This window comes from Mesorhizobium sanjuanii, from assembly GCF_002529485.1.
Classification (GTDB): Bacteria; Pseudomonadota; Alphaproteobacteria; order Rhizobiales; family Rhizobiaceae; genus Mesorhizobium; species Mesorhizobium sanjuanii.
On the sequence record NZ_NWQG01000166.1, the window covers coordinates 27,501 to 41,137 of the forward strand.

General features: G+C 60.4%; 8 protein-coding genes, 1 tRNA gene and 2 rRNA genes. 3 read left to right on the top strand and 8 right to left on the bottom strand.

Annotated elements, in window-relative coordinates; genetic code table 11:
• The first annotated feature begins 79 nt into the window (after positions 1-79).
• From CN311_RS22795 to CN311_RS22805, 3 genes are all read left to right on the top strand, one after another.
• Positions 80-2,902, top strand: a 23S ribosomal RNA gene (locus CN311_RS22795).
• A 96-nt stretch (positions 2,903-2,998) separates the two neighbouring features.
• Positions 2,999-3,113: ribosomal RNA gene (gene rrf / locus CN311_RS22800) — 5S ribosomal RNA — on the top strand.
• 181 nt (positions 3,114-3,294) lie between these two features.
• Positions 3,295-3,371: transfer RNA gene (locus tag CN311_RS22805), tRNA-Met, on the top strand.
• 282 nt (positions 3,372-3,653) lie between these two features.
• Here the strand turns inward: CN311_RS22805 and CN311_RS22810 are convergent.
• The 8 genes from CN311_RS22810 to CN311_RS22845 all read right to left on the bottom strand — a co-directional run bounded on the left by CN311_RS22810 (position 3,654) and on the right by CN311_RS22845 (position 13,433).
• A complete protein-coding gene (locus CN311_RS22810; RefSeq protein ID WP_097575950.1) occupies positions 3,654-4,616 on the bottom strand; it encodes a sugar-binding transcriptional regulator in 963 nt (320 codons plus the stop codon).
• A gap of 156 nt (positions 4,617-4,772) precedes the next feature.
• Positions 4,773-5,492, bottom strand: a complete 720-nt coding sequence (locus CN311_RS22815; RefSeq protein WP_097575951.1) for an amidohydrolase family protein — start codon at positions 5,490-5,492, stop codon at positions 4,773-4,775.
• Positions 5,493-5,503: 11 nt separating this feature from the next.
• On the bottom strand, positions 5,504-6,490 hold the full coding sequence (locus tag CN311_RS22820; protein ID WP_097575952.1) for an ABC transporter permease: 987 nt from the start codon (positions 6,488-6,490) through the stop codon (positions 5,504-5,506).
• 12 nt (positions 6,491-6,502) lie between these two features.
• Entirely contained in the window at positions 6,503-8,935 is a 2,433-nt protein-coding gene (locus CN311_RS22825) for an ATP-binding cassette domain-containing protein (protein ID WP_208866560.1), read from the bottom strand.
• Positions 8,936-9,094: 159 nt separating this feature from the next.
• Complete coding sequence (locus tag CN311_RS22830) at positions 9,095-10,144, bottom strand: substrate-binding domain-containing protein (protein ID WP_165779806.1); 1,050 nt, start codon at positions 10,142-10,144, stop codon at positions 9,095-9,097.
• A 351-nt stretch (positions 10,145-10,495) separates the two neighbouring features.
• Complete coding sequence (locus tag CN311_RS22835) at positions 10,496-11,317, bottom strand: DeoR/GlpR family DNA-binding transcription regulator (RefSeq protein WP_097575955.1); 822 nt, start codon at positions 11,315-11,317, stop codon at positions 10,496-10,498.
• 62 nt (positions 11,318-11,379) lie between these two features.
• Entirely contained in the window at positions 11,380-12,153 is a 774-nt protein-coding gene (locus tag CN311_RS22840; protein ID WP_097575959.1) for an SDR family NAD(P)-dependent oxidoreductase, read from the bottom strand.
• 11 nt (positions 12,154-12,164) lie between these two features.
• Positions 12,165-13,433 (bottom strand): ADP-dependent glucokinase/phosphofructokinase, encoded by a 1,269-nt coding sequence (locus CN311_RS22845; RefSeq protein ID WP_097575956.1) that lies wholly within the window; start codon positions 13,431-13,433, stop codon positions 12,165-12,167.
• Between the last annotated feature and the right edge of the window lie 204 nt (positions 13,434-13,637).

Consider the following 13,637-nt stretch of genomic DNA (forward strand, 5'->3'; position numbering starts at 1 on the left):
CATTGAAGCAGATCCCGCACAGGATCTGGTTCGAGCGACAATCCTTCGGGATTGCGCAGTGGGCATTGGCAATGAGAACGATCAAGTGTCTTAAGGGCAATTGGTGGATGCCTTGGCATGCACAGGCGATGAAGGACGTGATACGCTGCGATAAGCTACGGGGAGGTGCGAATACCCTTTGATCCGTAGATTTCCGAATGGGGAAACCCACCTAAGGTACTTGGAAAATCAGAGCAGCAGTGAAGCGACGATCTCTTGAGATCGCGCTGACTTGCTGCTGTGGTTTCCAAGTATCGATAATAGGTAACTTATCCTGAATACATAGGGATAAAGTGGCGAACGCGGGGAACTGAAACATCTAAGTACCCGTAGGAAAGGACATCAACCGAGACTCCGGAAGTAGTGGCGAGCGAACCCGGACCAGGCCAGTGGCGATGATGAGACAAGCGGAACCTTCTGGAAAGTAGGGCCATAGTGGGTGACAGCCCCGTACGCGTAATGCAAATCATCGTCCTCGAGTAAGGCGGGACACGTGAAATCCTGTCTGAAATTGGGGGGACCACCCTCCAAGCCTAAGTACTCGTGCATGACCGATAGCGAACTAGTACCGTGAGGGAAAGGTGAAAAGCACCCCGACAAGGGGAGTGAAAGAGTACCTGAAACCGATTGCCTACAAACAGTGGGAGCCCGCAAGGGTGACCACGTACCTTTTGTATAATGGGTCAGCGACTTAGTGTGACGAGCAAGCTTAAACCGATAGGTGTAGGCGCAGCGAAAGCGAGTCTGAATAGGGCGTTCAGTTCGTCGCATTAGACCCGAAACCGAGTGATCTAGCCATGAGCAGGTTGAAGGTAAGGTAACACTTACTGGAGGACCGAACCCATAACTGTTGCAATAGTTCGGGATGACTTGTGGCTAGGGGTGAAAGGCCAATCAAACTCGGAAATAGCTGGTTCTCCGCGAAATCTATTTAGGTAGAGCGTCGACCGAATACCCCAGGGGGTAGAGCACTGGATGGGCTAGGGGTCCTCACCGGATTACCAAACCTAACCAAACTCCGAATACCTGGGAGTACTAGTCGGCAGACACACGGCGGGTGCTAACGTCCGTCGTGAAAAGGGAAACAACCCTGACCTACAGCTAAGGTCCCCAAGTTATGGCTAAGTGGGAAAGGATGTGAGGATCCCAAAACAACCAGGATGTTGGCTTAGAAGCAGCCATCATTTAAAGAAAGCGTAACAGCTCACTGGTCTAAATAAGGGTCTTTGCGCCGAAAATGTAACGGGGCTAAAGCCATACACCGAAGCTTAGGGTTCGTAGCAATACGAGCGGTAGCGGAGCGTTCTGTAAGCTGATGAAGCCATACCCGTGAGGGGTGGTGGAGGTATCAGAAGTGCGAATGCTGACATGAGTAACGTAAGGGGAGTGAGAGACTCCCCCGCCGAAAGACCAAGGGTTCCTGCTTAAAGTTAATCTGAGCAGGGTTAGCCGGCCCCTAAGACGAGGCGGAAACGCGTAGTCGATGGGAACCACGTTAATATTCGTGGGCCTGGAGGTAGTGACGGATCATTGAGGTAGTCCAATCTTATCGGATTGAAAGGGCTGCTGCGTGGTTCCAGGAAATAGCTCCTCCTTATAGACCGTACCCGAAACCGACACTGGTGGTCTGGTAGAGTATACCAAGGCGCTTGAGAGAACTATGCTGAAGGAACTCGGCAAATTGCACGCGTAACTTCGGAAGAAGCGTGACCCTTTTCTGCGCAAGCAGAGGAGGGTGGCACAGACCAGGGGGTAGCGACTGTTTATCAAAAACACAGGGCTCTGCGAAGTCGCAAGACGACGTATAGGGTCTGACGCCTGCCCGGTGCTGGAAGGTTAAGAGGAGGGGTGCAAGCTCTGAATCGAAGCCCCAGTAAACGGCGGCCGTAACTATAACGGTCCTAAGGTAGCGAAATTCCTTGTCGGGTAAGTTCCGACCTGCACGAATGGCGTAACGACTTCCCCGCTGTCTCCAGCATAGACTCAGTGAAATTGAATTCCCCGTGAAGATGCGGGGTTCCTGCGGTTAGACGGAAAGACCCCGTGCACCTTTACTATAGCTTTACATTGGCATTCGTAGTGGCATGTGTAGGATAGGTGGTAGGCTTTGAAACCTGGGCGCCAGCTCAGGTGGAGCCACCCTTGAAATACCACCCTTATTACTATGGATGTCTAACCGCGACCCGTTATCCGGGCCCGGGACAATGTATGGTGGGTAGTTTGACTGGGGCGGTCGCCTCCTAAAGAGTAACGGAGGCGCGCGATGGTGGGCTCAGAACGGTCGGAAATCGTTCGCTGAGTGCAATGGCATAAGCCTGCCTGACTGCGAGACTGACAAGTCGAGCAGAGACGAAAGTCGGTCATAGTGATCCGGTGGTCCCGCGTGGAAGGGCCATCGCTCAACGGATAAAAGGTACGCCGGGGATAACAGGCTGATGACCCCCAAGAGTCCATATCGACGGGGTTGTTTGGCACCTCGATGTCGACTCATCGCATCCTGGGGCTGGAGCAGGTCCCAAGGGTATGGCTGTTCGCCATTTAAAGCGGTACGTGAGTTGGGTTCAGAACGTCGTGAGACAGTTCGGTCCCTATCTGCCGTGGGTGTAGGAATATTGAAAGGATCTGTCCCTAGTACGAGAGGACCGGGATGGACGGATCTCTGGTGGACCTGTTGTGGCGCCAGCCGCATAGCAGGGTAGCTATATCCGGACGGGATAACCGCTGAAGGCATCTAAGCGGGAAACCCACCTTAAAACGAGTATTCCCTGAGAACCGTGGAAGACGACCACGTTGATAGGCCGGGTGTGGAAGAGCGGCAACGCTTGAAGCTTACCGGTACTAATAGTTCGATCGGCTTGATCGTTCTCATTCCTTATGCCCATTGAAGCGGCAATCCTTTGGATTGCGCTGAAATGGATGGCACAGAAAACAGCTTCTCGAACAACGTGCGTTTTGCCGACCTGGTGGTTATGGCGGAGCGGCTGCACCCGATCCCATTCCGAACTCGGCCGTGAAACGCTCCAGCGCTGATGGTACTTCGTCTCAAGACGCGGGAGAGTAGGTCGCTGCCAGGTCTGCCAAACGCACGTTCGATCGTCATATCGTACTTTCCGAAATCGAAAACGATTTCGGGCCGATGTGATGAAAATCTTCTCCTCACGATTGGCCCGCCGACGGGATTTTGGGCCGCGCAAGCGGCCCTTTCATTTGGCGGCGGCTTGAATCCGGTAAGTTTCGGCTTACTTGTAAGGTTGACGCGGGGTGGAGCAGCCCGGTAGCTCGTCAGGCTCATAACCTGAAGGTCACAGGTTCAAATCCTGTCCCCGCAACCAAATACGAAAACGGCCCGCCTTGTGCGGGCCGTTTTCGTTTTCGGCTGTGGCGGCCGGTTGATTTCAGCCCGCATCAGGGGCCCGCAAGGAGACGAAGCGGACGCCGCGGGACAAAAAGGCCAAATCCTATCCCCGCAACCAATCAACGATTACGAAACGCCCACAGCTTTCGCTGCGGGCGTTTTTTGTAGTCTCTGCAACGGTTTGTCGTCTCAGCCCTTTCGCACGATGCGTGCGCACGGGTCGGGCGCCTGGCTCTCGGATTTCTGTCGTGCTTGCAGCTCAATCCATGGACAACACAAGTCTCGCTGTGTTCTCGTCCGTTATCAGCGAATTTGCCAGTCGGCCCTTGAGAGCGGCGCGTATGGCCGGCGCCCGATAGACGCCCGAGGCCACAATGGTGGTGGGCCGATCCGCCGGTTGCGTCCTGACGAAGGAGGTCAGCCGGTCATGATAGGCCGCGTCGACGATCTCGCCGTCGGCCGATATGGCGCAGCCGAGCAGTTCGCCGACCCCGCCGGCGTCCATCGCCTGGGCGGTTTCGGCCGCGGTAATGAAGCCGTCGCGATAGAGCGTCGCCTGGGGTCCCCAAAAGCCTATTCCCATGATCAGCAAGGTGGCCTCTTCCACCAGGGAACGCAGGACACCATAGCCCGGCTGGGCCTGCAGCACCTCCCGCTCCTCGATCGTATTGGTGACGACAGGCACGGGGAGCGGATAGCATTGGGCATTGAGGCGCTCGGCCAATCTCGTGACGACATCGTAATGCGTTGCACGGCCGTCGCGCGTCAGGTTACCCATCAGCGAGACACAATGATGCTGGGGCCTGTCCATCGGCGGCAGGCGGCGTGAGACTTCGCGCATCGCGCCGCCACTCCCCATGCCGATGGTCAGGGGAGCCTTTTGCTGGATGATGTTCTCCAGATAGAACGTGGCCTGCGTGGCGACGGAAGGAATATCCTCACTGCTGCCGCTCTCGCTCAGGCACACGTCGCAATAGATCAGCTCGAATCGATCCCGCAGCCTGTCGGCCAGTTCGATCGACTCCGCCAGGGGATGTATGAGCTGAAACCGGATCAGCCGCTCGGAGTTGGCGAGCGCGATCAATCGCTGCACGATCTGGCGGGAAATGTTGAGCTCGGTCGCGATCTGCTCCTGCGTCCGGCTTTTGAAATAGTACAGCCAGGCCGCGCGCGCGGCGAGATCCAGCCGGCGCTCTCCAGCCGGATCCGAACGCTCGATCATCGTCGTCAAGAAAACACCTTCGAAATCATGTCAGCCTACCCCTGGAGCATGATCCCGAAAAGTTGCAGACTTTTCGGACAAGATCATGCGCAAAAACAAAGATTTAGAGCAGGATGACTAGTTCAGCTTTAATTCCTGCTCTATGCAAGCCTGGCGTCAGAGCTTGAGCAGACGAGCGATATTTCCGCCAACGATCGATGCGTAGCCCTCTCGGTCCTGTGTCGAGCGCTCCATCTTCTTGAACTCGAATTCGTAGTCCACGAATGGAGAATCCGTCCCCCAAATGACTTTATGAGGCCCCAATTTCTTGACGGCTGTCTGGATCTCGAAAATCGGCGCCCTGGACGTCTCCAGATAAAGATTCTCGAACTGGCTGGCAAAGGAAATAGCCTGATCAACGGCCCAGAAGAAGCCCATATGGGCCATCATCAGCGGCACCCGGGGGAAACGGGCGGCCATCAGCGCGAACTCCGGCGGGCTGTTGAAAAGGTCGCTGGCGCCATGAACGATGATCGGAAATCCCAATTCGTCCGCGACCTTGAACAGCGGGTCGACCAGTTCGGGATCGGCGAGGTGAAATCCGTTTATGGTGGGGTGAAGCTTCAGCCCCTTGAAGCCCCACTGCGTGATGCAATGGCGCACGGTGTCGGCCGCGTCGCGTTCCCAGGGGTTGACCGCGCAATAGGGGATCAGCCGGCCCGGGAACTGATCGTAGGCGTCCTTGACGAAATCGTTGGTGAAGTTGCCCTCCACGAACGGAAATACCACGGCCTTGTCGACGCCGGCGGCGTCAAGCTTGGCGACCAGTTCCGCACCGGTCTGGCGGGCGCCCGGACGGTCGCCGAGATGGTTGTGGGCGTCGATGATGAGGCTCATGATGATCTCCCTTATTGATTGCGCTTCAGGGCGCCGACGGCCATGGCCAGCAGGATGAAGCCGCCATTCAGGGCATAACGGTGGGGCGCGCCGAGGCCGAGCAAGGTCAGGCCGTTGCCGAGAAAGGTGATGAACAGACCGCCCAGCAGCGTGCCCCAGATGGTTATCTCGGCGCGCCGCGACAGGAGGGTGCCGAGATAGACCGCGGCGAAGGCGTCGAGCAGGTAGGGCTCGGCGCCTCGGGGCACGGCAATGCTGGTGCGTGCAACAAGCGCCACTCCGGCGATGCTGGAGAGCAGGCCGGCAAGGACGAAGCCGCCCGCGAACACCGCGCGGACATTGACGCCGGCAAGGTATGCCGCGCGCGAATTGCCTCCGACCGCCCTGGCGCGGCGCGCGAATGTCGTCAGGTTGGTGACGATCATCATCAGGACGAACACCACGATGCCAAGCACGACGAGCGCCGACACCGGGCCGATCGACCCTTGACCGATGAACAGGAAATCGCGGGTAAGCCCCCTTGGCAGCGTGAACAGGATCTGGGGCTCGGCCCCGTTGGTCATCAGGAGTTCGCCCGAGCGGATCACGAACATCATCCCCAGCGTCGAGATGATCGCCGGTATGCCGGCATAGGCCGTTAGCAGTCCGTTGATGAGGCCGGCGATCAGTCCGAACGCGATCGGAACGAGAATGACGATCCAAAGCGGCTCCCTGTGCAGCATGAGAACGGCGGCGAGCAGACCGGCGCCGTCGGCGATCTGCGCGATCGACAGATCAACCCCGCGCATCGCCATGACCACGGCGAGACCAAACGACATGATGATGAGGATAACGCTCTGGTGCAGGACGTTGCCGATATTGGCAGCACTCAGGAAGGAAGGCTTCAGCACCGCAAAGATCAGCAGGACCGCGAGCATGCCGATGACCGGCCCATAGGCGCGAAGCTGATCGAGCAGGAAGGCGTCGGGAGAGCGTTTCGCGGCAGCGATGGATTGCATGGGAGCCGACCTCTAGAAAATCAGGATCTGCCCGATGGAGCGCTTGCGCACCAGGCCGAGCGAAATGGAGAGCACAAGCACAATCCCCTGAATCCCGGGCAGCGCCTGGCTCGAGACGCCGATCAGGATCAGGCCGTTGGACAGGGAGGCCAGGAAGATCGCGGCCACGACGGTGCCGATCACGTTGAGTTCGCCGGCGCGCGAAATGGTGCTGCCGAGAAAGGTCGCGGCGAGCGCGCTGATCAGGAAGTCGATCCCGGTCGCGAGCGCCGATGCACCATAGCTGTAGGAGGCCAGGAACACGCCGGCCAGGCCCAGCACCAGCCCGCCGAGCGCGCAGGAAGCAAATGCGTATTGTTTCAGCCCGACCCCGCGCAGCGCCGCCGCCGCCGCGTTCTGGCCCACCGCATACATGCGCAGTCCGAGCCGCGTTTCCTTGAGAATGACGTGAAGGACGAAGGTGAAGGCGACGAGAAGGATGAAGACGAAAGGAACGGGCCCGACATAGCCTTGTCCGAGGAAGAAGAAGCCCGGCGCATCGCTGAGCGTGAGCGCCTGGCCGCCATTGTAAAGCAGTGTCGCTCCCATGATGACGAACATCATACCCAGCGTGGCGACGAAAGCGGGAATGCGAAGGAACAGGATCAGGCCGGCATTGATGACGCCGATCAGAAGGCCGAGGGAACCGCCAAGGCCGATGGCCGCGGCTGAACCGAACCCGCCGATCAGCGTGCCGGCCGCGACATTGGCGGCGAACTGGCTGGCCGCGCCGGCGGACATGTCGAAGCCGCCTGCAATCAGAACCACCGTCAGGCCGAGCGCGATAAAGGCCAGGACGCTTCCTTGCTTCAGCACGTCGAAGATATTTCCCAGGCCGACGAACTGCGGGGCAAGGGTGGCGATGACCGCGACCGTCAGAAGCATTCCGGCAATCGTGCTCCAGCGCGAGAACATGGTGTCGAGGACGGCCTGCATCGGCGATCTGGCCGCTTGCGTGGCAGCCGCTTCGGCCGTTTCCGGGGCCGCGCTGCCCGAGGCCCAGTAGAGCAGGGCCTCCGGCGTTGCTTGCGCCTGATCGTCGATCACCTTGTTGATGCGCCCTCTGCGCATCACCACGGTCCGGTCGCACATGGCCGATATCTCCTCGAAGTCCGAGGAGATGAAAATCACCGCCGCGCCGGAACGCGCCAATTCCACCATCTGCCGATAGATCTCGATCTTGGAGCCGACATCCACGCCAGTCGTGGGCTCGTCGAACAGGAAGACCCGGGAGTCGCCCGTCAGCCAGCGGCCGACGACCACTTTCTGCTGGTTGCCGCCCGAGAGGTTTCGTGCGAGCGTCTTTATGGATGGCGGCTGGATGGCGAGACGGTCGACAAGCTCGCGCGCGGCTCCCGCTTCCAGGCGAGGATTGAGCAGCCCGAACGTCGCCCAGCGCGCGATGTTGGAAAGCGTGAGGTTCTCGCGAACCGGCAGGTCGGCGATAAGTCCTTCCTGCCGGCGATCTTCCGGGATCAGCGCGAAGCCTTGCTCGTTGGCGACGCGTGGATCTGAGGGATTGGACGGGCGGCCGTCAATGCTGACGGTGCCTGCGTCGCGCTTGAGCGCCCCCATGAGCGTAAGCGCCAACTCCGAGCGTCCCGCGCCGACAAGGCCTGCTATGCCGAGGATTTCGCCGCGGCGAACCGTGAGGTCGACGCCTCGCAGCGCCGAACCCTGCGCCAGGCCGCGGACTTCAAGCAATGGCGAACCGATCGGCACTTCCTCCTTGGGATAGAGCTGCGAGACCTCGCGGCCGACGATCATTTTGACAATGTCGCCGCGCGAGACCCCGGCGGCGGGCGTCGTCGCAACCAGCCTGCCGTCACGCAGCACGGAAATCCGGTCGACGAGGCCCAGCACCTCATCGAGATAGTGGGAAATGTAGATGATGGTGACACCCTGCGCCCGCAGCGAACGGATGATCTCAAACAGGTGTTCGGCTTCCTTGTCGCTGAGCGAGGCCGTCGGCTCATCCAGTATGAGGGCCGTAGGATTGCGCAGCAGCGCGGCAGCGATCGCCACCTGGGCTCTCTGCGCCACGGACAGGTCGCGAACGAGCGCGTTGGGGGAGAACTCGGCCTGGACGCGGTCGAGCGCCTCCTGCACGCGCAGGCGCATGGTCTTGCGGTCCAGCAGGCCACCCATGCGCACGATCTCGTTGCCGAGAAGCGCGTTGCTCACCACATCGAACTGGGCGATGAGCTGCTGGTCCTGATGAACGATGGCGATGCCCTTGGCTTCCGCCTCGCGAACATCGCGCAGACGGACTTCCTTGCCATCGATGAATATCTGTCCGGCGTCCGCCTGGTAGACCCCGGTCAGTATCTTGACCAGCGTCGACTTGCCGGCCCCGTTCTGACCGAGGAGAGCGTGGATTTCGCCTTGTGCTATCGACAGGGACACATCGTCGAGGGCAACAACGCCCGGAAAAGACTTCCTTATCGAACGACATTCCACGGCCGGCTGAACAGCCGGCGCGGACAGCGTTTCCGGACTTACCATGGACATTCCAACGACCTTTAAGAAAGTGCTGGAGCGGGGCTTCCGCTCCAGCAATGCGCATCACGGGAGGACGGGCCGTACGACGATGAGGTCGCTGTCCTGAGGCCACCGGCCTTCCACGTCTTTCCTGGCGATGGCGAGGTCATCCCAGACCGAGGGCCCCCAGCGCTTTTCCGCCGCCGCGGCGCCGTTGGCGTGGGTTGCGACATAAACCTCGGTAAAGATGGCGCTTGGAAAGTCCTTCTTGCCGCCGATGGCGGAAACGAGCGTCTCGGCTGCCAGCCGACCGATCGCCGGCACATCCTGCACGATGGTCGCCACGAACGGGCTTCCTTCGTCGAGCAGCATCTGGAAACCGATCCGGTCGCCGTCGATGGAGGCTATCTTGATCTCATCGCGGCCGGAGCGTCTGACAGCTTCGACCGCGCCCGACACCAGAAGGTCATAAGCACCCCAGACGCCGGCAATGCTGCCCTTTTCGGGATTGGCGGTCAGCAAATCTTCCATCTGCGTCTGCACCTTGGCGGCGCTGTGCTCGGTCGGCACCCACTGCACCTTGACGTTGGGATAGTCGGCGACAACGGCCTCGAAGACGCGCTTGCGTGTCTCGAGGAGCGGCGCCCCCGGCACCCAGAAGGCGACGACATTGCCCTTGTAATCGATGCTGGAAAGAAGCGAGCGCGCCAGCATTGCGGCCATCAGGGCCTCGTCGCCACCGACGTCGGCAATCGCGCCTTCCGTCTTGGAGCCGATCGACGTCGTGATCACCGGAATTCCGGCGGCATTCGCCTTGGCGACGACCGGCGCAAGCTGCTTTGGATCACCCAGCTGCACGATGATGCCGGCGACGCCGGAATTGACAAGGCTCTCGATATTCTCGTTGTGTTTGCGCGGATCTGTCCCGCCATCGGTCACCACGACTTCGGCGCCGGCCGCCTTGAGCACGGCGGTGGCGCCCGCGATGATGTCACGGTTGTAGTCGTTGGTGATCTCACGCGCCGCGATCCCGATCTTCTTTCCGGACAGCGCCTGGGCATAAGCCGGTCCCGCCGCAATCGCGGTGGCCAACGCCAGCAGCACGGCGGCTGCCAGCCCCCTGAGCAATTTCATGGCATTCCTCCCTTTGGTCCTCTCCCGGCGGTGCGCAAGCACACCTCCACATACCGAGCATTTGCTCGACTTGAGAATAATTGCGCGGCACTTTCGTAAAGTCAACGGCAAAGTGAGGGTCATGCTTCGGGCGTTTGATCGATAGTCAGGCAATTATTTGAATTGCGATCCGACAGGACCAATGACGAGAGGGTGTCCGGCGCTAAAGTTGATCCAGGGATGAAGATAAGCCGCCCGGTGGGACAGAAAAAATCAAGTCCTACCCCTCGCAACCCAATTCTTCATAAATTTCAGCCGGTTGGGTTCGGCAGGTTTTGCGTTTGACGCCCGGCGCGGGCCGTCCGGATTTCGCTATGCCGCTGATATCGACGCCCTTGTGGAGGCAACGGTCACCAGGCACTCCTCCGATCGCAGCAGGGCCAGCGCCTCCTTGGAAGCGCTGTCGTCGGTGATGACTTCGTCAATCTCGGAGATATCGCAGAGCGTGCAGAAGCCAGGCGCCGTAAACTTCGAACCGTCCACAAGCAGGATTGTTCGCCTGGCCGACGCAATCATGGCCCGTTTGAGGGATGCAACCTCAAGCGCCGTCTCGGTGAGCAGGGTGCCGGTTACCGCTGAAGCGCCCGTCATGCAAATGTCGGCGTGGAGCGTCCTGATGAAGCTTTCACCCGGCTCGCCGGCAAGATGGCGATAGCCCGGCCGGACGGTGCCGCCGGGCAGGATGATGCGCCAGGATTTGATGTCGGCGGCAAAGTCGGCGATCTGCAGGCTGTTGGTCACCACGGTCAGAGGCAGATCGCGCTCGGCAGCCGCGCGAACCGCCTCCATCACCGTCGAGGAACTGTCGAAGATGACACTGTCTCGAGCGCTGAGGCGCTGGGCAGCCTCGCGGCCGATCGCCACCTTTTCGGCGTGCTGGAGTTCGGCGTTGACCGTCATCTCCCTTTCGAAGGTGGCCCGCATCGGCTGAAGCAGATGCGCACCACCATGGGTGCGTTCCAGATAGCCCTTTTCCACGAGATCCTCGAGGTCGCGCCGAACGGTCGATTGCGAACCACCGATCGTGTCGGCCAGTTCCTGGATGCTCGCCGCCCCGTTGATCCGCAGATGCTCCAAGATCAGAGCCCGCCGTTTGGCCGGAACGATGTCGACGCGCTTACTCGGAGACTCCATGCATCACCCGGTTGGTGGCTGGCTATGATGCCGGCCGGTTTCCGATCAATTTCGGTCAATCTCTACCAAATCGTATATCCACAATCCACCACGACCACCGAGCCGGTCATCGCACTGGAAGCACTGGAGGCAAGAAAGAGGATGGGTGCCGCGATCTCGTCCGCCCGCGCCACACGCTTCATCGGCGTCATGTCCATCCAGACCGGCATGAGTTTGTCGTCGGTGAAGCCGTCGCGGGACATGACAGTGTCCACATAGGTCGGAGCCACACAGTTGACGCGCACGCCTCGCTCCGCCCATTCTCCGGCAAGCGAGCGTGTCAGGTGATGAACGGCCGCCTTGGCCGCATTGTAGTGCGCCTGACGCTGCGGCTTGTTCGAAATCAAGCCGGACATGGAGCCGAGCGTGACGATGGAGCCACGACCGCGTTCCAGCATCGGCCTGGCGAATTCCCGGCATGACCAGTAGGCGCCGTTGAGATCGACATCGACGACCTTCAGCCAGACCTCATCCGCCATCTCCTCGCCGGCCGTATCCGGCCAGGCGATGCCGGCGTTGGCAATCAGGATGTCGACAGCCTGATAACGCTCGTTGGCCGATCGGGCGGCCGCGGCGACTGCCTTGGAATCGGTAACATCGAGCACAACAGCGTCGACCGCATAGCCTTTCTCGGTCAATTCCCGCCGGCCGGCTTCGAGCACGTCTGGGTTCATGTCCGAAATGATCACCCGCGCGCCGGCTTCGGCGAGCGCCTCGGCTGTCGCCAGGCCGATGCCGCGCCCTCCGCCGGTGATGAATGCCGTTTGTCCATCCAGGCGGAATCGTTCGAGATACATCGGATCTTCCTTCATGCTTGCTTGAGGGCGGTGCGCGTGTCGGCCCGGCTGTGCCGGCCAAGCATCAGCAGGCAGCCGGCCGTGAAACTGTCGCCGAGACCAAGTGTGGTGGCGGGCTTTTCGACGTAGGGCGAAGCGCATGCGACGAAGGACCAGCGCCCTTTGCGCACCGGCATTTCGAACGGCACGGTGTGGAACTGAACCTCGGGTGCCGTGGTAATGATCTCGGCTGGTGCGCCGGTTGCGGCGCGTGAGCTGGCGATGGCGCAGCCAGTCATCAAGGCAAGTTCCTCCTCGCGCGGATCGTTGATCGTGATGGCCGCGGCCCAGGTGTCGGCGTGAACGCAGACGCGTTCAAGATCCAGGCGCTCCGCGAGCGCCATCATCGCCTCTCGGGGTGATTGGGCCGAAGGGTCCATGGCGAGAAGCTCGGAATGGCTCATGCCGAGAGAGGTGATCGTGCCTTTTGCCTGGGCGAGCAATTCTTCCACGGCGGCCAGCGAGGCGTAACCGGCGAGCTCGAAATGGATGGTCTTGAGCCCCGCCGCCTTCCAGGCCCGGCTGAGTTCGAAGACATGCCGGCTGGCCGTGCCGACATTCTCCACCGCCTCGTCGTTGAGGCCGGAAAGCAAGCCGGTGGCAGCCGATGACGCCAGTTGCCGGGACAGTGCCTCGAAATCTGCATCGCGCTGGATGCCCCGGTCGCAGAAGCGGACGATGACGCGTGATGAGCGCGGAGGCACCAGCGTGCCGATCGGCTGGCCTGCCGTGTATTCGAAGATAAATATTTCGGGAATGTGCGGTCCGGCTGGCCTGATCGCGTCGACCGTCTTCATCACACCACCTTCGGCGAGCAGAACACCGCTCGGGATTTGCCGCAGCATCTGCTCGTGGCGATCCTCGAGCGCGATCAGCGCGGGCACGCCCAGCCGCGAGAGAACCCAGGCGGCCTGCGGACCGGTTCCGCCGAGCGCATAGCGCGGCTCAAGCCGCTCACGGAGCCAGGCCGGACCTTGCGACCATTCAAAGCGGACCTCGCCGCCGATGCCGCGCGCGGCGCGTGAGAGCAGGAGCGATGCAAGTTCACCAGCCGGGCTTGCCTCGGGCGCGTCCAGCAAGGGCTGAATGTCGCGCATGTCGATCCTGGCATCCACGCAGGCGCTTATGCCGCATAGAACCAATCCGGACCGGGACAGGGCGCTCGCGCTCAACGGACCCGATCGCGGGTCCGTCAGGGCGGCATAGCGATCGGCCCATGATCCAGTGAAAATCCCTTGCATGGCCGCGTAATCCTCCCTACCCGGCAATGATGTCAATTGCTACCATTATCTTCCAAATCGTCAATGCGGTTTTGCGGAAGACTGCCAAAATTATGCATATCTGGCGAGTTCCGGAACCGGCCGTAGTCAGGAGGTCGAAAATTCCTACTCCCTGATTCGCACATTTAAAGGGCATCCGACGGCATCGATCTTCCAGTATAAACT